This is a genomic window from Mesorhizobium sp. M0166, from assembly GCF_040322255.1.
Lineage (GTDB): Bacteria > Pseudomonadota > Alphaproteobacteria > Rhizobiales > Rhizobiaceae > Mesorhizobium.
This window is the reverse complement of sequence record NZ_JAMYTD010000014.1, coordinates 98,517-121,440: the sequence shown is the minus strand read 5'-3', so window position 1 is coordinate 121,440 and position 22,924 is coordinate 98,517. Positions and strand designations below refer to the sequence as shown.

The following is a 22,924-nucleotide window of genomic DNA, read 5'->3' as shown; positions in this document are numbered from 1 at the left end:
GCGCGGACTTCCTCGGCGGGCTGAAGGTCAGGTGGCCCGCAAATCGCTTTTCGTTTTCTATTCGAGATAGGTCGAAGGATCGACCGGCGCCGAGTTCTTGCGCACTTCGAAATGCAGTTTCGGCGAGTCGGTGGTGCCGCTCATGCCGGACAGGGCGATTTCCTGGCCGCGCTTGACCTTCTGGCCGCGCTGCACCTCGATCGAGCTGGTATGGCCATAGACGGTGACCAGACCGTTTTCGTGCCGCACCAGCACCGTGTTGCCGAATTCCTTGAGGCCGTCACCGGCATAGATGACGACGCCGTTTTCAGCCGCCTTGACCGGCGTCCCCTCGGGCACGGCAATGTCGACGCCATCCTTGCCGCCGCCGAAGCTTGAGATCACACGGCCGCGCACCGGCCAGCGCATCTTGCCGATGCCGGTTGCATCCGGCGCTACCGCATCGTCGTCCTCGGCCTGCTGGATGACTTTCGCATCCTTCTTCGGCGGCGTGTAGGAGGCGAGCGTTTGCGTCGGCGTGGCCTTGGCCGACGGCTGGGTGGTGGCCGTCGTCACCGGATCGACCTTTGCCGGCTTCGCACTGGCGACGACAGCGGTTCCGCCCGCCGGCACTTTCAGGGTCTGGCCGATCTTGAGCAGTCCATCCTGCATGCCGTTCGCCTGCTTCAACGCGACGACGCCGACGCCGGTCTTTCTGGCGATGGCCGACAGCGTATCGCCTTGCTGAACCGTGTAAGTGCCGCCGGCACCGGCCGGCTTGGCCGCCGCCGAAGCCACCTTCGCCGCAGTCTTTCCATCCTTCGGCTGGCTCGCGGCAGCCGACGCGTCGACTTGCGCGGCAGACTTGCCTTCCCTGAGCTTCGGCTGCTGCGGCAGCACGGCCACCTTCTCCGGCGCGTCGGCCGGCTGGTCGTGCCTGGTGCCGTTCGCTGGCTTGGCATCAGCGACTTTCGGCGCGGCGCCGTTGCTCGAATACGCATAGGCCGGGATGACGAGCTTCTGGCCGGTCTTCAGCCCCTTGGTCGCGCTCAGCCCGTTGACTTTCATGATGGCGTCGGCCGGCACGCCGTAGCGCCGCGACAGGCCGGAAATGGTCTCGCCGTCCTTGACGACGATCTCGGTCGCATGTGGCGCGCCGGCGGCCGTCGCCATGCGCGGCGCGTCGGGCTCGGCGTTCTTGAATGGCCTTGCCGCCGGAGCGACGGTGCCGGTTGCCGTCCTGTCGACACGAGGAGCGGCAGGCGTCAAGGCCGGCGCGGCAGCGGTGCGCACCGGACGGGCGGCAGGCGCCAGGGCGGGAGCCGGCGGCGGCAATTGCTGCGCCGTGACCGGTTCGAGGCTTGAGCGGCTGACCGACTGGGTGTGGCTGCCGTCGATCGGGGCGGCCGCAACATCGCCCGGATAGGGCTGGGCAGCGTCCTGCTTGTCGATGATGGCGCGCTGGTTGTTGGTCGAGGCGGTGAACACGTCATCGACGCTGTTGAACCGCGCCACCTGGGAACTACACCCCGTCGCAGCGCCTGCGATCATGAGGACGGCGCAGCCACGCGCCAGATTGCGTCCGTTTGCCTTCAAAACACTGAATTGCATCGCACTAACCCGCACAGACCCGGTACAACTGAGTGTGATTAAAGCGCGTTAATGTTACCGGTCGGTTAAACCTGTAGAATCAGGCGCAAATTTTCTTAAAATATTCGGGATCGGGTGCCGGGTGTGTTGAGATTCAGGTCAGGCCGAGCCGAAAATGGTGGGTCCCGAGAACCGGAGCGGAGCGTACTTTTGGGTACGTGAGCACCGGAAGCGGAGGAAGCCGCCATTTGCAGGCCGGCCTCACCTGAATATCGACACAGCCTAGATCACCGCGGCGACGCCGCGCAGGATCGGCTGCAGCCGCACCAGGCCGATATCCTCGCGTTCGAAGCGGCTGCCGACCTTGGTCAGCTTGGCCAGCACCTGCTCGCCTTCGTCGGGTCCGATCGGCGCGATGACGATGCCGCCGCTCGACAATTGGTCGAGGAGAAAGCGCGGCAGGCTGTCGAAGGCCGCCCAGGCGACGATGCGATCGAACGGCGCTTCGTTGGCAAGCCCGTTGGAACCGTCCGCCTGGCGCACGATGACATTGCCGATGGCGAGCGCCTCGAGGCGCTGCCGGGCCTGTTCGGCCAGCGTCTTGTAACGGTCGATGGTGACGATCCGCGCGGCAAGCCGCGACATCACCGCCGCCGTGTAGCCGGACCCGGTGCCGATCTCAAGCACGCGGTTGCCCGGCTCGATGGCAAGTGCCGCGATCACCGCCGCCTGCAGGTCGGCGCCTTCGATGGCCTCGCCGCATTCGATCGGCAGCATACGGTCCGACCAGGCGATCGAGTGGAAATGCGGAGACAGGAAGCCGCGCCGCGGCGTCGCCTCGAAGGCGGCGATCAGCGCCTTCGGAACCGTGCCCCTGCCGCGCAGGCGAAGCAGGAAGGCAGCGAAACCTTCGCGCTCGTCGACCGTTGCAGCGTGGTTCAAGCTCATGCGAGCGCCTTGGCCAGTTGATCGCGGATTTCATGCGCGGTGAGATCGAGCTGCAGCGGCGTCACCGACACCAGCCGATTGCGCAAGGCATGGAGGTCGGTGCCTTGCTTGCCCTCGACCGGCTCGCGGCCGAAGCGCAGCCAGTAGTAAGGCAAGCCGCGCCCATCGCGCCGCTCGTCGACCCACAGGCTGTGGACCAGCTTGCCCTGCGAAGTGACCACAGTTCCGGCGATCTCTTCCGGCGTACAATTCGGAAAATTGACGTTGAGCAGCACGCCGTCCGGCAACGGCATCGCGACTAGCTTTTCGAGCAGCGCCGGCGCCAGCGCTTCGGTGGTCTCGTAGGGAACGACGCGGTCCTCGCCGACATGGGAATAGGCCTGGCTAATGGCGATCGAGCGCACGCCGAGCAGCGCGCCTTCCATGGCGCCGGCGACGGTGCCCGAATAGGTGACGTCGTCGGCGATGTTGGCGCCGGAATTGACGCCGGACAGGATCAGGTCGGGCGCTTCGGGCAGGATCTTCTTCACGCCCATGATGACGCAGTCGGTCGGCGTGCCGCGCACGGCAAAGTGCTTTTCGCCGATTTTCCTGAGCCGCAGCGGCTCCGAGATCGACAGCGAATGCGCATAGCCGGACTGGTCCTGTTCCGGCGCCACCACCCAGACGTCGTCCGACAGCGTGCGGGCGATGCGTTCGAGCGATGCAAGGCCCTCGGCATGGATGCCGTCGTCGTTGGTCAGAAGGATGCGCATTATTTCGATTCGATCTTTTCCAGACCGCCCATGTAAGGGCGAAGCGCTTCAGGAATGGTTACGCTGCCGTCCTCGTTCTGGTAATTTTCGATGACGGCAATGAGAGCGCGGCCGACGGCGGTGCCCGAACCGTTCAGCGTGTGGACGAAGCGGTTGCCCTTGCCATCCTTGTCCTTGTAGCGGGCGTCCATGCGCCGCGCCTGGAAATCGCCGCATACCGAGCACGACGATATCTCGCGATAGGCATTCTGGCCGGGCAGCCAGACCTCGATGTCGTAGGTCTTGCGCGCGCCAAAGCCCATGTCGCCGGTGCAAAGCGTCATGGTACGGAACGGCAGGCCGAGCCGCTTCAGCACCTCCTCGGCGCATTCGGTCATGCGCTCATGCTCGGCAACCGAAGTCTCCTGGTCGGTGATCGACACCAGCTCGACCTTGTAGAACTGGTGCTGCCGCAGCATGCCGCGCGTGTCACGCCCGGCCGACCCCGCCTCCGAGCGGAAGCACGGCGTCAGCGCGGTATAGCGCAGCGGCAGTTTTTCGTGCGGCGTGATTTCCTCGCGAACGAGATTGGTGAGCGGCACTTCGGCCGTGGGGATGAGCCAGCGTCCTTCATATTGGAGGTTTTCCACCAGCGCTGCTTTGAACTTGCCGATTTCGCCAATCGACGCTCCCGCAGCCGTAGCAACATTGGCCAGCCCATCAACTGACCCGGCGAAAAAAAGATCATCAGCAAACTTTGGCATTTGGCCCGTGCCGAACATAGCTTCATTGCGCACCATCAGCGGCGGCTGGATCTCCTCATAGCCGTGTTCGGTCGTGTGCAAGTCCAGCATGAACTGGCCGAGCGCGCGCTCCATCCGTGCCAGGCCGCTTTTGAGCACGGTGAAGCGCGAGCCGGACAGCTTTGCTGCCCGCTCGAAATCCATCATGCCGAGCGTTTCGCCGATCTCAAAATGCTCCTTCACCCAGTTCGGCCGCGTCGGCACCTCGCCGACGACGCGCTTGACGACATTATCGTGCTCGTCCTTGCCGACCGGCACGTCGTCGAACGGCACGTTTGGCAGCACTGCCAACGCATCGTTCAGCGCCTTGTCGAGCTCGCGCTCGCGCGCCTCGCCATTCTGGATGAAGGCCTTGATCTCGCCGACCTCGGCCTTCAGCCGTTCGGCAAGGGCCGCGTCGCCCGAACGCATGGCATTGCCGATCTCTTTCGATGCGGCGTTGCGGCGTTCCTGCCTTGTCTGCAGCTCCGTCAGATGCTCGCGCCGCGCCTCATCCCGCGCGATCAAATCATCCACTGTGGACTGCGCATCCTCAGCCGACCACGAGCGCTTCTTCAGCGCCTCGACAAGGGCCTTCGGGTTCTCGCGAATCCATTTGATGTCAAGCATGGTCTGTTCGTCCTCAGGGGGCATGTCGCCCAAAAGTGCGCAGCGGTTTTGGGACAACGACATGCCCAAAACAAAGACCAGAGGGCGTAAACCGCATCTTTCATTGATGCAAGATGTCAGGCCGAGTTCCTTCGCGCCCCCTCTGTCCTGCCGGACATCTCCCCCACAAGGAGGGAGATTGGCAGCTTCGCCGGCGGCTTGCTTTTTCAGCGCCGGAGATTGGCGAAAGCGGCAAGGACAGCCGATCTCCCCACCTGTGGGGGAGATGTCCGGCAGGACAGAGGGGGGCGCTGTCCCGCCGACATTGACGTCCGACAACACCGCAGTTTTCGCCCTGGAAACAAAAAACCCGCCTCGGGAGGCGGGTTTTTGGGGCCAATTGGCACCATACCCAAATTAGTAGCATAGCTGCCGGCACAAAGCAAGAACAAAGTTGCTGCGGCCGGCAAAAAGATGCTGCACGCCTCAACCGAACCTACGTCGAAGACGCGTCCGCCGGCTTTTCGGCCACCTCTTCGGCGGCGTCCTGCTTTTCGCGGGCCACACGGTCGCGCTCCTTGCTGCGCTCGATCAGCCGGGCCGACCAGATCGAGACCTCGTAGAGCAGGATCGTCGGAATGGCGAGGCCGATCTGGCTCATCGGGTCGGGCGGCGTCAGCACCGCCGCCACCACGAAAGCGATGACGATCGCCCATTTGCGCTTCTCGGCCAGGGCCGTGGACGACAGCATGCCGACCCGCGTCATCAGGCTGGTCACCACCGGCAGCTGGAACACCAGGCCGAAGGAGAAGATCAGCGTCATGATCAGGCTGAGATATTCCGACACTTTCGGCAGCAGCGAAATCTGCACCTGGTCGTTGGTGCCGGTCTGCTGCATGGCGAGGAAGAACCACATCACCATCGGCGTGAAGAAGAAATAGACCAGCGACGCGCCCATCAGGAACAGGATCGGCGAGGCGATCAGGAACGGCAGGAAGGCATTGCGCTCGTTCTTGTAGAGGCCGGGCGCGATGAATTTGTAGATCTGCGTGGCGATCAGCGGAAAGGCGATGACCATGCCGCCGAACATGGCGAGCTTGACCTGGGTGAAGAAGAATTCCTGCGGCGCCGTATAGATCAGCTCGACCTTATGCGGGTCGAGCCCGGCCCATTGGGTGGCCCATCTGAACGGAATGACCAAAAGGTTGAACAGCCGCTTGGCGAAAAAGAAGCAGACCAGGAAAGCGACGAAAAAACCGCCGATCGACCAGATCAGCCGCCGGCGCAACTCGATCAGGTGCTCCATCAGCGGAGCCGACGATTTTTCGATCTCGTCCTGTTCCTTGTCCGAAACGCTCACTTGGCGGCTCCCGCCGTTTTCCTGGCGGCCGGCTTCTTCGCTCCTGACGCCGGCTTCTTCGCTGCCGATTGAACTTTCGGCTCAGCTTTTGCGGCGGCCTTCGGCGCAGCGGTCTTTGCCGGCTTCGCCGGCGCGGCGGCCGCGGCTTTCGCGGGCGCCGGCTTCTTCCTTGCCGCAGGTGCTTTTTGCGGCACGGCCGCTGCAGCCGTTTGCGCCTGCACTGCCGGCGCCACGACGGACTCGTCCGTCATCGCCGGAAAGATCGGCGTGGCGGGCGTCGGCTCCGGCGGGCTGACGCCCGGCATCGTCGTTGCGCCGTTCTTCAGCGGCTCGGCTGCCTGCTCCGTCGAAGCGGTGGCATCGACGGCCGGCTTGGGTTTCATCACGGCATCGACGCCGGAACGGACGTCGGCGGCGGCCTGCTCGAATGGATTGAGCTGCTTCCTGATCTCGGCTGCCGGATTGAGGCTTCTCAGCGAATCGACCGACTTCTTGACGTCATCGAGTTCGGCTTCCTTCAGCGCATCATTGAACTGCCGCTGGAAATCGGACGCCATGGCGCGCAGCTTCGCCGTCGTGCGGCCGAAGGTGCGCAGCATGTTGGGCAAATCCTTGGGTCCGACGACCACGATCATGACGATCGCGATCACCAGCATCTCGGTCCAGCCGACTTCGAACATGGCTATACGTTCCGACTAAAGTTTTGGGCTCAGCTTTTGCTGGCCTTTTCCTTCGGCACCGAAACGGTTTCGTCGGCACGGTGTTCGACGGTACGCTTGTCCTCAGCAGTCTCGTCGTCGGCCATGCCCTTCTTGAAGCTCTTGATGCCCTTGGCCATGTCGCCCATCAGCTCGGGGATCTTGCCGCGGCCGAAGACCAGCAGCACGATCACCAGAACGATCATCCAGTGCCAAATCGAAAATGAACCCATAGCAAATCTCTCTCGAACGGTTTCCCAGACGCTGATCTATGCGCTTTCGGGTTCGGATTCAAACAGAACTGCGACAGAGTTCATGAATGAGTGGCCGAAGTCACGCACTTTCGGCACGGCGGCCCGCTACCAATCGGCGCAGTTCCATCCTGCCTGTGGCTTTAAGATGGCGCTCGGCTCAATCTTCCGTGACGCGCGGCGTCAAAAGGCCGAGTTCTTCGAGGTCGATGTCGGTCAGCGGATCCTCGTCGTCGGTGAGCGCATCGGGGTCTGCCGGCGGCAGCGGCACCGAGAAATTCGACGGCATGCGGCCGGACAGCAGCCCCGCACCCTTCAATTCCTCCATGCCGGGGAGATCGCGTATCTCCTCCAGCGCGAAATGGTCGAGGAAAATGTCGGTCGTGCCGTAGGTGACGGGACGGCCGGGCGTGCGGCGCCGGCCGCGCATCCTTACCCATTCGGTCTCCATCAGCGTATCGAGCGTCCCCTTTGACGTCTCGACGCCGCGGATATCCTCGATCTCGGCGCGCGTTACCGGCTGGTGGTAGGCGATGATCGCCAGCACTTCGAGGGCAGCGCGGGAAAGCTTGCGCTGCTGCACCGTGTCACGGCTCATCAGGAAGGCGAGGTCGCCGGCGGTGCGAAAAGCCCAGGCATCGCCGACGCGCACCAGATTGACGCCGCGCCGCGCATAGATCTGCTGCAGTTCGGCCATCGCCGCGGCAATGTTGATGCCGTCGGGCAGTCGCGAAGTGAGCTGTTTTTCGCTGACCGGCTCGGCGCTGGCGAATACGATCGCCTCGGCCATCCGTACGGCCTCCGCCATATGCAGCCGCTCGCCGGGATTCCGCGACAAATTCTGCCCCTGATTTTGTGCCGGGTTCTCGGCGACCGCGCCTTGCTCGGCGTCGTCGTCGATCTTGAACGGAATGACCGCAGCGTTGGCGCGTTCGCTCATGGTGTCACCTCGACTATCTTGATGGCCTGGGCGCGGCCGCGCAGATAAAGCGGCGCGAACACCTGGTCCTGCCGCATTTCCATCTTGCCTTCGCGCACCAGTTCCAGCGTCGCCGCAAACGAGCTGGCAACCGCGGTGCGCCGCTCTTCCGGGCCGGCCAGATATTCGACCAGGAAACTGTCGAGCGCCGTCCAGTCGCTCAGCGATCCGATCAGCCTGGTCAGCACGTCGCGCGCATCCTTGAGCGACCACACGCCGCGCCTGGCGATCGTCACATTGGTGATCGCCTGCTTCTGGCGCTGCTGGGCATAGGCGGTCAACAAATCATAGAGCGAGGCCGAATAGGCATTGCGCTTCTCGACGATCACCATCTCCGGCATGCCGCGTGCAAAGACGTCGCGTCCGAGCCGGTTGCGGTTGACCAGCCGTGCCGCCGCGTCGCGCATCGCCTCCAGCCGCTTCAACCGGAACTGCAGCACCGCCGCCAGTTCCTCGCCGCTTTCGCCTTCATCGCCCGGCTGCTTGGGGATCAGAAGCTTCGACTTCAGAAACGCCAGCCATGCCGCCATCACCAGATAGTCGGCGGCAAGCTCCAGCCTCAGCGCCCTCACCTTCTCGACGAACGCCAGATACTGTTCGGCCAGCGCCAGGATCGAGATGCGCGACAGGTCGACCTTCTGATTGCGGGCAAGATGCAGCAGAAGATCGAGCGGACCTTCGAAGCCGGCGACATCGACGACCAACGCCGGATCGCCGGTCAGCCGGGAATCGTCGTTCTCGGCCCACAAGCGGTCCATCGGTGCGGCCTTGCCGGCCTTCAGGTCCAATGTTTCCGCCACTTCGCTTCCTTTGATGCTAGGCCACCGCGTTGAAATAACTGGCAAATTCGGCCCGAACCTCGGTTTCATCAGCCCGATCACGGTTCCTGATATAGGTCAGCGCCCGCTCCGCGCGCTCAAACGACTTGCCCTCAAGCCCGGTCGTGCGCGATGCAATGCCGGCCATCTCCTCGAACACGCCGTTGCAGTGAAGGACCAGATCGCAGCCCGCCGCAAGGATAGCGGCCGCCTTTGACGGGAAATCCCCAGAAAGTGCCTTCATCGAGGTGTCGTCGCTCATCAACAGCCCGTCGAAGCCGATTTCGCCGCGGATGATCTTTTCGATGACCTTGCCGGATGTGGTGGCCGGGTTCTTCGGGTCGATCGCGCTATAGACGACATGCGCCGTCATCGCCATCGGCAAATGGTTGAGCTCCCTGAACGGGGCAAAATCATGCCGCTGCAGGTCGCCGATCGAGGCGTCGACGGTCGGCAGTTCGAAATGCGTATCGGCGAAGGCCCTTCCATGACCGGGAATATGCTTCATCACCGGCAGCACGCCGCCCGCCATCAGCCCTTCCGCCGCGGCGCGACCCAATTCGATGACGGCGCGCGGCTCCTTGCCATAGGCGCGCGCGCCGATGACGTCGCTGGCGCCCTCGATCGGCACGTCGAGCACCGGCAGGCAATCCGCCGTGATGCCGTAGCGCAGCAGATCGAAGGCATGCAGCCGCGCCATCAGCCAGGCGGCACGGGTGCCGGCATCATGGTCGTCGCGCCACAAGGCGCCAAGCGCGCCGGCAGCCGGATAGTTCGGCGCCAGCGGCGGCCGCAGGCGCTGTACCCGGCCGCCCTCCTGGTCGATGAACACCGGCGCGTCCGCACGCCCGACGCAGTCGCGCATCGCGGCGACCAGATCGCGGATCTGCTCGGTCTCGCCGATATTGCGCGCAAACAGGATGAAGCCCCACGGGCATTCGTTGCGGTAGAAACGGATCTCGTCGCGGGTCAGTGATTTCCCGGCGCAGCCGAGAATCATGGATTTTGATTCGGTCATGCGGAACAGTTTAGAGCTTCGCGCCGACAAAGGGAATCGCCCGCAATTGCCTCCAGAGCTTTCCGTTCACGCAAAAAAGCCGGCGCGGACGCCGGCTTTTTTTCGAGGGGCTTTGGTGCCGCTAGTGGGACACGAAGCAATTGCCGCCGGCAGCCTTGTAGCTGGTGCACAGTTTGATCGCCTCGTTGCGAGACTGCGCCGGAACGCGGACGCGGTAGAAGGTACCCTTGCCGGCGATCTCGGCCTTGACGATGTTGGCGGTGCGGCCGGAAAGCACGCTGCCGTAGCGGCGCTGCAGATCCTGGTAAGTCGCCTGGGCGCTTTCGACTGTCGGCTGCGAAGCGATCTGTATCGACCACGAACCAGCGCCGGCCGCGGCCGGATCGATGGAAGCAACCTGATCGGGCTTGACCTCGCCGACCACGTCGACCGGCTGGTCGGACGGACGCTGCGGCGCCACCGGAACCGTGTCCGGGGTGTTGGCGGACTGCTTGCTGGCTGACGGCTGGGCCTTGGCTTCAGCCTTTGTGTCGGGCTTGGGCGCCGGCTGCAGCTTGGTGGTTTCGGCCTGGTCGCCACTCGGCTGGTCGCCAATCTTCGGATCACTTGTCATTTGGTCGATCAGGGGCACGGTGCCGGTCTGCGCGGCGGCGTCGGCCTGGGCCGCCGGAGCCACGTGCTGCGGCGCCGGATCGGCCTGCTCGGCAGCAGCCATCTGCGGGGCAACAGGCGCCGGATCCTCGCGCGCCACCAGCGAGCCGTCAGGTTTCACAACCATGGTCCGTACCTTGCGCGGCGCAACGGCGACGATCTCGGGGTTTGCACCCTTCTCGGCCTCCTGCAGAACCTGCGCGATGCGATCCTCGGACTTGGGCGCCGGTGCGGCGGCGGTTTCGGTAGCGCCAGCCGCATTGGCGCCAAGCGCGCTGGGGTCAGGCGCGTTGGTGTCAGGCGGGTTGGTGCCAGACGCGTCGGTGTCGGACGCCACGGTGCCGGGCGCGTCGATATCGTCGGCGGCATCGGGGTCATTGGGCGAAAGATCGACGACGCGGCTCTCCGGTTCGTTGGCTTTCAGGTCGACCGGCTCTTCGGTGTTGGTGACCAGCTTCTGCTGAACCGGCTCGGCGGGCTTGGCGCCCTTGACCACAGCGTCATAAACCTTGTTGTCCTGGTTCGGCACGACAGTGCCGCCTGGATTTTCCGGCTTGATCTTGATCGGCCTGTTGTCGGCCTTGACGATGACCGGCGCATCGCCGCCGCTCTTGCCGCCAAGGGTCAACGCAAAGGCGCCAAGGCCTCCGGCGATCGCCACCGCGCCGACCACCGCTCCTATCAGCAGCCCGCGCCTGCGCGGCCGCCTTTCGGCCTCGCGTTCGGCAAGGCCCGGAACCGACATCTCCTCGTCCAGTTCGGGGTCGTAGTCGAGCTCATCGAAGGTGAAATCGTCGGCTTGCGAAACCGGCTGGCCACCGGGCAATGGCCCCAGATCGAAACCATCCGCTGCATCGGCATAGGAAGCGGCCGCCGCGCTGACAGGGGCTTCCGCGGGCTTGGCGCCATAGGCGCGCGTCTCGCTACGATCTTGCTTATAGCCAGCCGCGAAGCCGGCATCGTATTCATCGTCATAGCCAGCACTGCGCACCGGGGCAGGCGCTATATCCGTGGCATTCATTTCGGTGAGAAGGCTGGCAAAATCGGCATCAAGATCGTCGTAGGCGGGCGCCACCGGCTCGTCATCGTCGAAGTTGAGCTCCGGAATGTCGAGATCGTCCGCCAGCGCCACGACGCGCTCGGGCACGTCGACCGTCTCGACATCGGGCATCTCGTCATAGGCGGAAGCCTGTTGATGCGAGGTTGGTGCGGCTTCCATGTAGGCGGGCCGATCTTCATAGGACGGCCTCTCGTCGACCGGTGCGGCCGGATAGGACGGCGTTGCAGCCGGCTGCGGCGGTGGTGCCGGACGCGCCGAAGTCACCGGCTGGCTTGCAAAAGCGGGCTGAGGCTGTGCGACCGGTGTCACGCGGCTCCACGACCGGGCCGGCTCGGCCGGTGTGGCGCGTGTCGTCAGCCAGTTCAGCGCATCGAGCGGGTCTTCTTCGGCAGCAGCCACCGCACTCTTGTCGGCCAAGTCGTGATCCAGGCCGATGTTCCTGGCGAAGTCGGCATCGAGCGCATCGTTGTCTAAATCATCCGTGGTTCCGGCAGCGGCTTCGACACCGAAATCCTCGCCTTCAAGCTCATCAAGCAGGACACTGCCAAGATCGGCGTCATCGGCGGCACTGGACTGCTGCGGCTCAGCGGGCTCGTGCTCGTCGAGTTCCCAATCCAGCTCGTCGACAGCATGCATCGGTTCGTTAGCGACGTCTTTGACCGCCGCCATTGGCTGTTCAGCGGCCACTGCTGGCTTCTGAATTACCGGCGCGATGGGCTGCTGAACAGTCATCACGGGCTTCTGGGCAGGCTGCTGGGCAGACTGCTGGCTTGTCTGAGGTTCGTTGACCGCTTGTGCCGGCCGTGTGCTCATCGCGCCGAGCAGCGCGTTCAGTTCGTCTTCCAGGCTGCGTTCCTCGGCCACTGGAGCCGTCGGGACGACAGCGGCCGGCGCCGCTGGTTCGGCCGGAACCTGCGCCACGGGCTCTTCAGCGTCCTCGGCAGGCGCATCGTCGAAGCTCAGATCGAAATCGTCGTCGAACGCCGCTTCGGCGGCCGTGCCGGAAAGTCGAGCGGCCTCTGGCTCTTCGATCGACAGCTCTTCGATGAACTCTGGTTCTTCGATTTCGGCAGGCTCGTTCGGGCGAACGTCGAAATCCATGTCGACATCGGCCATGGCATCATCGAAATGGCCGGCAAGATCCTCGTCGGCCGAAACCGCTTCAACCGGCGATGCCGGAGCGGCGACGTTTTCCTCCGGCTCATGCTCGTCGAATATCAGCTCGTCTTCGAGCGAGCTTGCAACGGCATCGTCGAACTCGTCATCGAACGCAGGCGCGGTGGCGTGCACGACGGTGTCAACGGCGACCGCCTGCTCCATCGGCTCATGCTCTTCGAGCATCAGCTCGTCTTCGAGCGAACTTGCCACGGCGTTGTCGAACTCATCGTCCAAGGCGGGGTCGAAGGCGGGCTCGTCGACCGGCTCGATCGCCTGGGCTGCGGCCCTGGGTTCATCCTCGCCGGTCACCGCGATCTTGGCCGTTACATCGTCGTCGAGCCGAAAATCCTGGTCGACAGAGGTGGCAAGTTCGTCGTCACTCGACAGGTCATCCTCGAACGGCGACACGTCTTCGAGCGAGCCGGCGACGGCGTTATCGAACTCGTCGTCGAACTCCGGCTCGACAGCGGGAGCGAACGACCTTTCGGGGCCGGAGGCAATTTCGTCGGCGGCAACAGGAGCGGCCGCAACGGGAACAGCATCGTCCGCCGCACTGTCGTCGAACGCGAAATCCTGTTCGAACGAGGCGGCAAGCGCGTCCTCCATCTCGTCGGCGGCGTCCGGTTCGGGTGTCGGCTCGCGGAGCTCGGCAGGGGAAGCATTGTCATTGGCGTCGGCGCCGAATTCGCCCATCAACTCCTTCTCGAGATCGATGTCGAAATCGGCCTCATCCACCGACGGTTCGGCGGCAGCGGTCTTCGGCTGGGCCGGCGTTTGCGGTTTGACCGGCTGGCGCGGGTCGAACCCCATGATCCTGGTCAGTTCCGCGAACGGATCATCGTTGGCGATGTCGTTGTGGTCGGCTGCTCTCAGCTGGGTTCTGTCTGCCATTATTGTTCCCGAACTCGCACTCATTCGGACGCCATGGACGTCGCGTAGGGTTGGCCCTTACCAGCGCAATGTGGGCAAAAGGTGACAGGTTTTTTACTCAAACCTAACGCATTTCGGTGGGCGCATTGGCTCCGATCAGCGTCAGGCCGGACGTCAAAACGTCCGAAACAGCCTGCACCAGCCCTAGTCTGGCATGCGTCAATTGTCGGTCGTTAACCTTAACAAAACGTAAGTCGGGATTATCGGTGCCCCGGTTCCAGTGTCCGTGGAAGCTGGAAGCGAGTTCGTAGAGGTAAAATGCCAGCCGGTGGGGCTCGAGCGCGAGCGCCGCGGCTTCGATCAGCCGCGGATATTCGGCGAGTTTCCTGATCAGGCCGATCTCCCCCTCATCTGTCAGCAAAGCCACTTCGGCGGCCAGCTGGTTGCGGTCGAACATCGCCTCGCCCAATTGCTCGCTTGCCTGCCGGAACACCGAATGGCAGCGCGCCGAGGCGTACTGCACGTAGAACACCGGATTGTCCTTCGACTGCTCGGTCACCTTGGCGAAGTCGAAGTCGAGCGGCGCGTCGTTCTTGCGGTAGAGCATCATGAAACGGATCGGGTCGCGGCCGACCTCCTCGACCACTTCGCGCAAGGTCACGAACTCGCCCGACCGCTTCGACATGCGCACCGGCTCGCCGGCGCGAAACAGCCTCACCAGCTGGCAGAGCAGCACGGTAAGTTTGACCTCGTCGCCGGCAATCGCCCGGGCAAGCGCTTCCAGCCGTTTCACATAGCCGCCATGATCGGCGCCAAGCACATAGATCAGGTCGACGAAGCCGCGATCGACCTTGTCCTTGAGGTAGGCGACATCGGCGGCGAAATAGGTGAAGGTGCCGTCCGACTTGACCAGCGCCCGGTCCATGTCGTCGCCGACCGCAGTCGAGCGGAACAGCGTCTGCTCGCGGTCCTCCCAGTCGTCCGGCTTCTCGCCCTTGGGCGGCGGCAGCTTGCCCTTGTAGATGTGGCCCTTCAGCGTCAGGTCGCTGATCGCCGAGCGGATCTTCTTCGCATTGTTGGCATGCAGCGTCCGCTCGGAGAAGAAGACGTCATGATGCACGTTGAGCAACGCCAGATCCTCGCGGATCATCGTCATCATCGCATCGATCGTTCTGTCCTTGACGATGGCAAGCGCCTCTTCGTCCGGCATCTGCAGCAGGGAGCGGCCGAATTCGCTGGCCAGCGCCTGACCAACGGGGATCAGATAGTCGCCTGGATAAAGCCCGGGCGGAATCTCGCCGATCTCATCGCCGAGCGCTTCGCGGTAGCGCAGCATGACTGAGCGTCCGAGCACGTCGATCTGCGAACCGGCATCGTTGATGACATATTCCTTGGTCACGTCGTAACCGGCGAAGGCCATCAGATTGGCCAGCGCGTCGCCGACCACGGCACCCCGGCAATGGCCGACATGCATCGGCCCGGTCGGGTTGGCCGAGACATATTCGACATTGGTTTTCTTACCGCCGCCGACCGTCGAGCGGCCGTAGTTGCGGCCTTCGCCGAGCAGCGCCGTCAGATGCGCCTGCCAAAAGCCGTCCTTGAGCCTGAGATTGACGAAGCCCGGGCCGGCGATCTCGGCGGCAGCGATATCCTCGTCGGCGCGCAGCGCCTCGGCCAGCCTTTCGGCCAGCGCACGCGGGCTCTGGCCGGTCGGCTTGGCCAACACCATGGCAGCGTTGGTCGCGAGGTCGCCGTGGCTGGCATCGCGCGGCGGCTCGACGGCGATGCGCGACAGGTCCGGCGACACGCCATCCTTGTCTTTCAAATCAAGCGCTTCGACGGCCTTTATGATTCGCGCGTTGAAATCGGCGAAGATGTTCATTGCTGTGGCTCTGACGGTTTTGCAGGGATCCGGCGCGTTGGCCGGCAAATCGAGCCCGCCCTAGCTCAAATCCGGCGTATGGTCAAACAAACGCCTGTGTTCCTTGAGCGCATAAGTATCCGTCATGCCGGCCAGGAAATCGGCAACACTGCGCGCCTTGACGCGATCCTCTGCCCGGTCGAGCCCTTCGCGCCAGCCATCCGGCATGGCGCGCGGATCGGCGAAATAGACGTCGAACAGGTCCCTGACGATCTGGTCGGCATCGGCGCGCACCCGCATGACCTCCGCGTGCCGGTAGAGGTGCTTGTAAAGAAAGGCCTTCAGCTCCTTTTCCGATGCGGCCGTCTCGCCGGAGAAGCTCACCATCGTCTCGCCGGCCACCCTTACCGCTTCGGCGCTGCCGGGCTTGATGCGCGCCAGATTGGCCGTCGTCGAGACGATCACGTCCTCGACCATGATAGTGATTTGCCGACGCATCAGCTCGTGGCCGGTGCGTACGTCATCGAGCGCCGGATAGCGCTGACGCACGCCCTTGAGGATCGATCCCGGCAGCGAGACATCCTCCAGCATATCCAGCGTCAACAGTCCTGCCCTCAAGCCGTCATCGATGTCGTGGGTGTTGTAGGCGATATCGTCGGCAATCGCCGCGCACTGCGCCTCGATGCCGGCGAAGCGGTCGAGCTCGAGGTCGTGCAGTTCGGAATAGTCGCGGATCGCCTGCGGCACCGGCCCCTTCAGCCCTTTCCCCTTGGCATCGGTCAGCGGGCCATTGTGCTTGACCAGCCCCTCCAGCGTTTCCCAGGTGAGGTTCAGCCCGTCGAACTCGGCATAGCGCCGCTCCAGCCGCGTCACCACACGCAGCGACTGCGCATTATGGTCGAAGCCGCCCCAGGCGGCCATCTTCTCGTTCAGCGCGTCCTCGCCGGTATGGCCGAAAGGCGTGTGGCCGAAGTCGTGCACCAGGGCCACCGCCTCGGCCAGGTCCTCGTCGCCGCGCAACGCCCGCGCCAGAGCGCGTGCGATTTGCGCCACCTCGATCGAATGCGTCAGCCTTGTGCGGTAATGGTCGCCTTCGTGTGCAACGAACACTTGCGTCTTGTGCTTCAGCCGGCGGAACGCCGTCGAATGGATGATGCGGTCGCGGTCGCGCTGGAACGGCGTACGCGTCGGGCTTTCCACCTCGTCGAACAGCCGCCCGCGCGACTTCGCCGGGTCGCTGGCATAGGCCGCGCGCGGCCGATAGCCGAATCCGATGTCGCCCAACTCGTTGGTCATAGCGTATGCCGCAGTTGACTTGCCCCGTCGCGCTTCATACCTATCATACAAAACCGAAAGCAAGGTGACGCCCATGGGCGCTGATGCCAAGACCGCCATGAAAGTCGAGATGACCGATGCCGCCGCCAGGCGGATCGCCAAGATTGTGGCGAGCGAAGCCGGTAAGACGGCCCTGCGGGTTTCGGTCGAGGGCGGCGGCTGTTCCGGCTTCTCCTACAAGTTCGACCTGGTCGACAGGCGCAATGACGACGACGTCGCCATTGAAAAGGACGGCGCCACCGTGCTGATCGACGACCTGTCGCTGGTCTATATGGGCGGCTCGGTGATCGATTTCGTTGACGATCTGATGGGCCAGTCGTTCCAGATCAGAAACCCCAATGCGGTCGCCTCCTGCGGCTGCGGTACCAGCTTCTCGATCTAGAAATGCCCGACATCGGCGCGGTCCGTCAGGTCGCGCTTTCCGCCGGACGCGACCTCGACGCAACGCTGGCGTTCTGGCGCGAGGTGCTCGGCATGAGCCTGCATGCACGTTTCGATCCGCCGGGCATCGCCTTTATCATGGCCGGTGACGTGCGCCTGCTTTTCACCGACGGCCTGCCGGCCGGCACCGTCTATCTCGATATATCCGGCCTCGAAGAGTTCCACGCTTCGGCAAAGGCCGCCGGCGTTCCCTTCACCGCGCCGCCGGCGCTCGTCCATCGCGACACCGAAGGCCTGTTCGGCCAAGCCGGGGAAAGCGAATGGATGGCCTTCCTAAAGGACCCGGCAGGCAATACGATCGGCCTTGTCGAACGTCATCCACCGGATCGCTAGTCTCCGGACCACCAGCCTATCGAGGCCACCATGAAAATCGTCACCTGGAACATCAACGGCGTTCGCGCCCGCATCGGCAATTTGACCCATTGGCTGACGGAAAGCGCGCCCGACATCGCCTGCCTGCAGGAAATCAAGACGGTCGACGAGCAGTTTCCCCGCGCCGAGATCGAGGCGCTCGGCTACAACGTCGAGACTTGCGGCCAAAAAGGCTTCAACGGCGTCGCCATCCTGTCGAAGCTGCGTTTCGACGAGGTCAATCGCGGCTTGCCGGGCGACGATGCCGACGAGCAGGCGCGTTTCATCGAGGGCGTGTTCTCGACCGACAAGGGCGCCTTGCGTGTTGCCTCGATCTATCTGCCGAACGGCAACCCGATCGACGACGAGAAGAAGTTCTCCTACAAGCTTTCCTGGATGGCACGGCTGGAGCGCTGGGCCGAGGAGCGGCTTGCACTGGAAGAGCCGCTGGTCCTGGCCGGCGACTACAATGTCATTCCCGAGCCGATCGACGCGAAATATCCGGAAAACTGGCTAAGCGATGCGCTGTTCCAGCCCGCGACGCGGCAGGCGTTCCGGCGGCTGAAGAATCTCGGCTTCACCGAAGCCGTGCGTGCCGTCACCGACGCCCCGGACGTCTTTACGTTCTGGGACTATCAGGCCGGCGCCTGGCAGAAGAACAACGGCATCCGCATCGACCATTTGCTTCTGTCGCCCGAAGCCGCGAACTGGTTTTCCTCGGCTTCGATCGAAAAGCAGGTGCGCGCCTGGGAAAAACCCTCCGACCACGTGCCGGTGGCGATCGATCTGGCGCTGCAGCCGGCCTGACCGGAGCTGCTGTCCGGCGGCACATTAATAAGTTGACCTCTTATTGCCACAAATCGCGCGCTTGATGAGAAATCATCATGGTGGCTGGGGTTCCCATGACTACTCGATTTGTACTCTGCCCGATCGGCTGCGCGCTTGCGATGGCGGTGGTGACGCCTGCTTTTGCCGATGCAGAGTGCCTGGCTAACGGCAAATCATTCCAGATCGGCCGGGTCGCCTGCCTGACGCTTGCCGGCCAAAGCTACCTCGCCCGTTGCGAGATGGTGCTCAACAACACGTCCTGGACAAAGCAGCGGGATGGCTGCCCGGAGAACACGCTCGCCCCACATCTGCAGGGCACGCCGATCTCGACACCGGCGCCCGGCGGCATGCCGACGGAACCGACCGAGAATTGATTTCAAACGGAATTTCTGCCGGCCTATTGGTCGCCGCCACCCTTGGTGAGGATGTCGTCGGCCAGCGAGATCGCGGTGCGGCGGTCGGCTTCGCCGGCGGCCGCAAACGCTTCTTCCTGCATGCCGCGGATCCATGGCTGGTCCGCAGGTGAGGCCCGTTCGAGCGCCGCGGTCATCATCGCCAGCCCCCGCACGATCTTGCCGCTTTGGAAGAGCAGATTGCCGAGCGTCGCCTGCGCGCCCGCATGGCCCTTTTCGGCCGCCAGTTGGAACCAGCGTCCGGCCTGCTTGACGCTGGCCTTGACGCCGCCCTCACCCTTGAGGAACATCTGGCCCATCTCGAACTGGGCGTTCGGATTGCGGTAGTTGGCGGCGGCACGCATGTAATATTCCTGGGCCGCCACCTCGTTCTCCTCGATGGGGCTGCCGGGAATGCCTTTCCTCAGATAGTCGCCAAGCGCCACCAGCGCGTCCGAAACATAGCTTTCCTCGGGCGAACCGGGCTCGACATCCTGGTCGACGATCTCGCTGAAGAACTTGAATGCCGCGTAGTCGTCTCGCGCCACGCCGTCCCCTTCGGCATACATGCGCGCAAGCTTCCAGGTGGCGCCGATCTGGCCGTTCTCGGCGGCATATTTATAGGCTTCCGCGGCCTGCTCCTTATGGCCGTTCTTGTAGGCGGAAAAGCCGAACTGGAACACCGCCCACGGGCTCGACTGCGGCTTCACACCGGTCTTGTCGTCGAACACCTTGTCGTCGAAGGCCATGGCCTGGCCGACGGCGCCCAAGGTCGCGCCAAACGTGGCGAGCGCAACCAGTGCCGAAAGGACAGACGACCTCAACAACTCAGATGTCCGCATAGCAGTGTGTTTCTTTGGCACCGCCGGGATGGGTGACCGCGCCGTCGCGGGCAGATCCGACCGTCTGTGCGTATTTCCAGATCGCGCCCGACTGATAGTCGGTCGTGCGCGCCTTCCATGCCTTTGCCCTCGCCGCCAGTTCGGCTTTGGACAATGCAACCTCAATCGTGCCGTTCACCGCATCGATCGAGATCAAGTCGCCATCCCTAAGCAGCCCGATCGGGCCGCCCACTGCCGCTTCCGGCCCGACATGGCCGATGCAGAAACCGCGCGTTGCGCCCGAAAAACGCCCGTCGGTGATGAGCGCCACCTTGCCGCCCATGCCCTGGCCGTAGAGAGCCGCCGTCGTCGACAGCATTTCGCGCATGCCCGGGCCGCCGCGCGGACCCTCGTAACGGATGACGAGAACCTCGCCTTCGCTATAGTTGCGATGCGTAACCGCTTCGAAACATTCCTCTTCCGAATCGAAGCAGCGCGCCGGACCCGAGAATTTGAGCTCCGTCATGCCGGCGACCTTCACGATCGCGCCTTCGGGGGCAAGGTTACCCTTCAAGCCCACGACCCCGCCGGTCTGGGTAATCGGCCTGTTGGCGGGACGGACCACATCCTGGCTGTCATTCCAGGAAACATGTTCCATATTTTCGGCCAAAGTGCGGCCGGTCACCGTCAGGCAATCGCCATGAAGATAGCCATGGTCGAGCAGCGTCTTCATCAAGAGCGGAATGCCGCCGGCCTCGAACATGTCCTTGGCGACGTATTTGCCGCCCGGCTTGAGGTCGGCGATGTAGGGTGTTTTCTCGAATATCCTGGCCACGTCGAAAAGATCGAACTTTATCCCGGCCTCGTGCGCGATCGCCGGCAGATGCAGCGCCGCGTTGGTCGAGCCGCCAGTGGCCGAGACCACGGTCGCGGCATTTTCCAACGCTTTTATAGTAACGATGTCGCGCGGGCGGATGTTCCTTGCGATCAGCTCCATGATCTTTTCGCCGGAAGCGAAATTGAAGCGGTCGCGCATCTCGTAGGGTGCCGGCGCGCCGCAGGAATAGGGCAGCGCCAGGCCAATCGCCTCAGCGACGGTGGCCATGGTATTGGCGGTGAACTGGGCGCCGCAGGAGCCGGCCGACGGACAGGCGGCTTGCTCGATCTCGAGCAGCTCGGCGTCGCCGATGGTGCCGACCGAATGCTGGCCGACCGCCTCGAACACGTCCTGTACAGTGATCTGCCGGCCACGGTAGCTGCCGGGCAGTATCGAGCCGCCATAGATGAAGATCGACGGCACGTTGAGGCGCACCATGGCCATCATCATGCCGGGCAGCGACTTGTCGCAACCGGCCAATCCAACCAGCGCATCGTAGCAATGGCCGCGCATGGTGAGCTCGACCGAGTCGGCGATGACCTCGCGCGACACCAGCGACGACTTCATGCCCTGATGACCCATGGCGATGCCGTCGGTGACGGTGATGGTGCAGAATTCGCGCGGCGTGCCATTGGCGGCCGCCACGCCCTTCTTGACCACTTGCGCCTGGCGCATCAGCGAGATGTTGCAGGGTGCGGCCTCGTTCCAGCAGCTGGCGACACCGACCAGAGGCTGCGCGATCTCGGCCGCCGACAGCCCCATAGCATAAAGGTAAGAGCGATGCGGCGCCCGCTCGGGACCAACGGTCACGTGGCGGCTCGGCAGCTTGGCCTTGGAGATCCCTCTGGCGTCCATACTCGTCCTTACCGCGGGCGGTGCGGCCTGCCTCTTCGCCTAGCCTTTTGGCGCGTGTCCCGAGACAAGTTTGAGGTGCGCCGGGTTTATGGCGGGAAATGGGCAATGTTCCCGGGCGGCCGGGTGGCGCGAGGGTTGTTCAGAAACTGTTGCCAAAACGTCACAATTACAGGAGCGAACATCATGGGGACAATTGTTGCGCCGGCCGAATGCCGGACGCCACGCACCCAACAAACGGCCGGGCAGTGCCCGGCCGTTTTGTCGTTTAAAAATTAATAGTTAGAACTTGATCTTGACGGAAGCCGAACCGGCGAGAAGCAGGTCGTTGCCGTAGGTATAGGTGACGGCATTTGCCACGTCGCCGACACCGCTGAAAGTCGATGACCCGCTCGTCAGCACACCGATCGAGCCGCCGAGCCTGACCTCGACCTGATCGTTCGGCGAATAGGAGACGCCGCTGGCCACGGCCCAGGTATCCGACTGATAGCCGGAGGTCGTCGAGGTGCCGCGATCCCAGGTCAGCGAAACCACGCCCGACAATTGATCGGTGAACTTGTGACCGATACCGCCCGTGACCGTCCAGCCGTCGCGATAAAGCAGGTCGAATGAAACGGGCGAGGGAGCACCGGTTACCGGACTGCGCACGCCATTGATGGCAATGACGCCAAGCTTGCTCCACTCCTGCCAGCGGATGGAACCAAAGGCCAGCCAGCCAGGGGCTATACCGCTCTGCAGCTTGAATTCCAGAGCTTGAGGTATCTCGGCCGACGCCGAGACCGGGTACACCCCGGTAGAGCCGGGAACCAGGTCCGCCGGAAAGGCGCCCCTGAAGCCGGTCGTGTCGACGGTTCCCGACAGCCCGTCATATTTGTAGCTCGAAGAGTACATCAGGCTGGCGCGCAGCGCGATCTCGGGGATCTCATAGGCTGCGCCCGCACGCCAACCCCATGCCTCGTCGGATAGCTTGAAGACGCCGAGGCCGGTATTGCCGAAGGCGAGCAGTGTCTGGCGGGACAGAAACGCGTCTACCTGCTGGTAGGAGACACCGCCGATGAATCGTATGGCGCCCTTGCCGACGTTCACCTTGTAGGAACAGGTAAGACCGAAATCGTCTGTGTCGACGGCGTATTTGACCGCTGTCGGCGAATAGGCGTTGTTCATGCCGAAATTTGCGTCCGCACCATACGGTCTCGTATAGGTGGCAAGACAGTCTACGGGCTCAAAGATGTTGGCTTTGATGCCGACATGCGGCACCGCATAGTCGCCACCAACATCCACCGCCGACGTCGACAATCCCGAGCCATCGAGGCGCTGCACATTCTTGAGTTTGCGCTGTGGCGAAACATAGGTGACGCCCGCATCGAACGAATATGGCGCCGCGTCGAACAGCTGGTCGATGTTGACGCCGCCGCGGTCAAAGCCCCCGGCTTGCACCGTCCCAGCCAAAGCCAGCGAAAAAGCCCCCGCGCCCAGCAGCACTTTCAGACGCGAATAACACATGAATCTCCTCCCCGAAATATCCTTGCATCAAGCTAGAACCAATTCAGGTTAACGGCGCAACAACGAATTCGCCGTGCGTACATGTACACCTTGGCCGAACGCATTTCCGACAAGGTTGCGGTCTTTTTCCCGAGGCGGGAAAATGGCCGCCTCAATAC

At 63.5% G+C, this 22,924-nt stretch carries 20 protein-coding genes; 4 read left to right on the top strand and 16 right to left on the bottom strand.

Features of this window, described 5'->3' with window-relative positions; genetic code table 11:
- Positions 1-57: 57 nt before the first annotated feature.
- The 13 genes from NKJ46_RS17305 to NKJ46_RS17245 form a co-directional block, all read right to left on the bottom strand.
- Positions 58-1,590, bottom strand: coding sequence for a peptidoglycan DD-metalloendopeptidase family protein (locus NKJ46_RS17305; RefSeq protein ID WP_352666058.1), 1,533 nt, complete (start codon positions 1,588-1,590; stop codon positions 58-60).
- A gap of 261 nt (positions 1,591-1,851) precedes the next feature.
- Positions 1,852-2,517 carry a protein-L-isoaspartate(D-aspartate) O-methyltransferase gene (locus tag NKJ46_RS17300; protein WP_352490590.1) on the bottom strand — a complete coding sequence of 222 codons (666 nt, stop codon included), beginning with the start codon at positions 2,515-2,517 and terminating at the stop codon, positions 1,852-1,854.
- Positions 2,514-3,272 (bottom strand): 5'/3'-nucleotidase SurE, encoded by a 759-nt coding sequence (gene surE / locus NKJ46_RS17295; protein WP_352666057.1) that lies wholly within the window; start codon positions 3,270-3,272, stop codon positions 2,514-2,516. Before surE ends, NKJ46_RS17300 begins: the two co-directional genes overlap by 4 nt.
- Positions 3,272-4,663 (bottom strand): serine--tRNA ligase, encoded by a 1,392-nt coding sequence (gene serS / locus NKJ46_RS17290; RefSeq protein WP_352666056.1) that lies wholly within the window; start codon positions 4,661-4,663, stop codon positions 3,272-3,274. The genes surE and serS overlap by 1 nt, the downstream gene beginning before the upstream one ends.
- A gap of 475 nt (positions 4,664-5,138) precedes the next feature.
- Entirely contained in the window at positions 5,139-6,002 is an 864-nt protein-coding gene (tatC, locus tag NKJ46_RS17285) for a twin-arginine translocase subunit TatC (RefSeq protein WP_352666055.1), read from the bottom strand.
- On the bottom strand, positions 5,999-6,682 hold the full coding sequence (gene tatB, locus NKJ46_RS17280) for a Sec-independent protein translocase protein TatB (protein WP_352666054.1): 684 nt from the start codon (positions 6,680-6,682) through the stop codon (positions 5,999-6,001). Before tatB ends, tatC begins: the two co-directional genes overlap by 4 nt.
- Positions 6,683-6,711: 29 nt before the next feature.
- Positions 6,712-6,933: a twin-arginine translocase TatA/TatE family subunit gene (locus NKJ46_RS17275; protein WP_352490594.1), complete on the bottom strand. Its 222-nt coding sequence runs from the start codon at positions 6,931-6,933 to the stop codon at positions 6,712-6,714.
- Between the two features lie 178 nt (positions 6,934-7,111).
- On the bottom strand, positions 7,112-7,891 hold the full coding sequence (gene scpB, locus NKJ46_RS17270; RefSeq protein ID WP_352666053.1) for an SMC-Scp complex subunit ScpB: 780 nt from the start codon (positions 7,889-7,891) through the stop codon (positions 7,112-7,114).
- Positions 7,888-8,688: a segregation and condensation protein A gene (locus tag NKJ46_RS17265; protein WP_352666083.1), complete on the bottom strand. Its 801-nt coding sequence runs from the start codon at positions 8,686-8,688 to the stop codon at positions 7,888-7,890. The genes scpB and NKJ46_RS17265 overlap by 4 nt, the downstream gene beginning before the upstream one ends.
- A 58-nt stretch (positions 8,689-8,746) precedes the next feature.
- Complete coding sequence (gene nagZ / locus NKJ46_RS17260; RefSeq protein ID WP_352666052.1) at positions 8,747-9,766, bottom strand: beta-N-acetylhexosaminidase; 1,020 nt, start codon at positions 9,764-9,766, stop codon at positions 8,747-8,749.
- A 121-nt stretch (positions 9,767-9,887) separates the two neighbouring features.
- Positions 9,888-13,526 carry an SPOR domain-containing protein gene (locus NKJ46_RS17255; protein ID WP_352666051.1) on the bottom strand — a complete coding sequence of 1,213 codons (3,639 nt, stop codon included), beginning with the start codon at positions 13,524-13,526 and terminating at the stop codon, positions 9,888-9,890.
- Between the two features lie 103 nt (positions 13,527-13,629).
- On the bottom strand, positions 13,630-15,387 hold the full coding sequence (gene argS / locus NKJ46_RS17250) for an arginine--tRNA ligase (protein WP_352666050.1): 1,758 nt from the start codon (positions 15,385-15,387) through the stop codon (positions 13,630-13,632).
- A 60-nt stretch (positions 15,388-15,447) separates the two neighbouring features.
- Complete coding sequence (locus tag NKJ46_RS17245) at positions 15,448-16,662, bottom strand: deoxyguanosinetriphosphate triphosphohydrolase (protein WP_352666049.1); 1,215 nt, start codon at positions 16,660-16,662, stop codon at positions 15,448-15,450.
- 73 nt (positions 16,663-16,735) lie between these two features.
- Here NKJ46_RS17245 and erpA point away from each other — a divergent pair, with 73 nt between their 5' ends.
- The 4 genes from erpA (at position 16,736) to NKJ46_RS17225 (ending at position 18,695) form a co-directional block, all read left to right on the top strand.
- A complete protein-coding gene (erpA, locus tag NKJ46_RS17240) occupies positions 16,736-17,083 on the top strand; it encodes an iron-sulfur cluster insertion protein ErpA (protein WP_254818314.1) in 348 nt (115 codons plus the stop codon).
- Between the two features lie 2 nt (positions 17,084-17,085).
- On the top strand, positions 17,086-17,475 hold the full coding sequence (locus NKJ46_RS17235; RefSeq protein WP_352666048.1) for a VOC family protein: 390 nt from the start codon (positions 17,086-17,088) through the stop codon (positions 17,473-17,475).
- 30 nt (positions 17,476-17,505) lie between these two features.
- Positions 17,506-18,300, top strand: coding sequence for an exodeoxyribonuclease III (gene xth, locus NKJ46_RS17230; protein WP_352666047.1), 795 nt, complete (start codon positions 17,506-17,508; stop codon positions 18,298-18,300).
- 77 nt (positions 18,301-18,377) lie between these two features.
- Entirely contained in the window at positions 18,378-18,695 is a 318-nt protein-coding gene (locus tag NKJ46_RS17225; RefSeq protein WP_352666046.1) for a hypothetical protein, read from the top strand.
- Between the two features lie 23 nt (positions 18,696-18,718).
- Here the strand turns inward: NKJ46_RS17225 and NKJ46_RS17220 are convergent, their stop codons facing one another.
- The 3 genes from NKJ46_RS17220 to NKJ46_RS17210 all read right to left on the bottom strand — a co-directional run bounded on the left by NKJ46_RS17220 (position 18,719) and on the right by NKJ46_RS17210 (position 22,766).
- Positions 18,719-19,555, bottom strand: a complete 837-nt coding sequence (locus NKJ46_RS17220) for a tetratricopeptide repeat protein (RefSeq protein ID WP_292663816.1) — start codon at positions 19,553-19,555, stop codon at positions 18,719-18,721.
- Positions 19,542-21,266, bottom strand: coding sequence for a dihydroxy-acid dehydratase (gene ilvD, locus NKJ46_RS17215; protein ID WP_352666045.1), 1,725 nt, complete (start codon positions 21,264-21,266; stop codon positions 19,542-19,544). The genes NKJ46_RS17220 and ilvD overlap by 14 nt, the downstream gene beginning before the upstream one ends.
- A 279-nt stretch (positions 21,267-21,545) precedes the next feature.
- Positions 21,546-22,766, bottom strand: a complete 1,221-nt coding sequence (locus NKJ46_RS17210) for an OmpP1/FadL family transporter (RefSeq protein ID WP_292663820.1) — start codon at positions 22,764-22,766, stop codon at positions 21,546-21,548.
- Positions 22,767-22,924 lie beyond the last annotated feature (158 nt).

Bases quoted from the DNA above. Each gene is read 5' to 3' on its own strand.
- NKJ46_RS17225 (WP_352666046.1), top strand. From the start codon at position 18,378: ATGGTGGCTGGGGTTCCCATGACTACTCGATTTGTACTCTGCCCGATC.
- ilvD (WP_352666045.1), bottom strand. From the start codon at position 21,266: ATGGACGCCAGAGGGATCTCCAAGGCCAAGCTGCCGAGCCGCCACGTG.
- surE (WP_352666057.1), bottom strand. From the start codon at position 3,272: ATGCGCATCCTTCTGACCAACGACGACGGCATCCATGCCGAGGGCCTT.
- erpA (WP_254818314.1), top strand. From the start codon at position 16,736: ATGGGCGCTGATGCCAAGACCGCCATGAAAGTCGAGATGACCGATGCC.
- tatB (WP_352666054.1), bottom strand. From the start codon at position 6,682: ATGTTCGAAGTCGGCTGGACCGAGATGCTGGTGATCGCGATCGTCATG.
- NKJ46_RS17245 (WP_352666049.1), bottom strand. From the start codon at position 16,662: ATGACCAACGAGTTGGGCGACATCGGATTCGGCTATCGGCCGCGCGCG.
- NKJ46_RS17235 (WP_352666048.1), top strand. From the start codon at position 17,086: ATGCCCGACATCGGCGCGGTCCGTCAGGTCGCGCTTTCCGCCGGACGC.
- NKJ46_RS17265 (WP_352666083.1), bottom strand. From the start codon at position 8,688: ATGGACCGCTTGTGGGCCGAGAACGACGATTCCCGGCTGACCGGCGAT.
- nagZ (WP_352666052.1), bottom strand. From the start codon at position 9,766: ATGACCGAATCAAAATCCATGATTCTCGGCTGCGCCGGGAAATCACTG.
- xth (WP_352666047.1), top strand. From the start codon at position 17,506: ATGAAAATCGTCACCTGGAACATCAACGGCGTTCGCGCCCGCATCGGC.
- NKJ46_RS17305 (WP_352666058.1), bottom strand. From the start codon at position 1,590: ATGCAATTCAGTGTTTTGAAGGCAAACGGACGCAATCTGGCGCGTGGC.
- scpB (WP_352666053.1), bottom strand. From the start codon at position 7,891: ATGAGCGAACGCGCCAACGCTGCGGTCATTCCGTTCAAGATCGACGAC.
- serS (WP_352666056.1), bottom strand. From the start codon at position 4,663: ATGCTTGACATCAAATGGATTCGCGAGAACCCGAAGGCCCTTGTCGAG.
- argS (WP_352666050.1), bottom strand. From the start codon at position 15,387: ATGAACATCTTCGCCGATTTCAACGCGCGAATCATAAAGGCCGTCGAA.
- NKJ46_RS17275 (WP_352490594.1), bottom strand. From the start codon at position 6,933: ATGGGTTCATTTTCGATTTGGCACTGGATGATCGTTCTGGTGATCGTG.
- NKJ46_RS17210 (WP_292663820.1), bottom strand. From the start codon at position 22,766: ATGTGTTATTCGCGTCTGAAAGTGCTGCTGGGCGCGGGGGCTTTTTCG.
- NKJ46_RS17220 (WP_292663816.1), bottom strand. From the start codon at position 19,555: ATGCGGACATCTGAGTTGTTGAGGTCGTCTGTCCTTTCGGCACTGGTT.
- NKJ46_RS17300 (WP_352490590.1), bottom strand. From the start codon at position 2,517: ATGAGCTTGAACCACGCTGCAACGGTCGACGAGCGCGAAGGTTTCGCT.
- NKJ46_RS17255 (WP_352666051.1), bottom strand. From the start codon at position 13,526: ATGGCAGACAGAACCCAGCTGAGAGCAGCCGACCACAACGACATCGCC.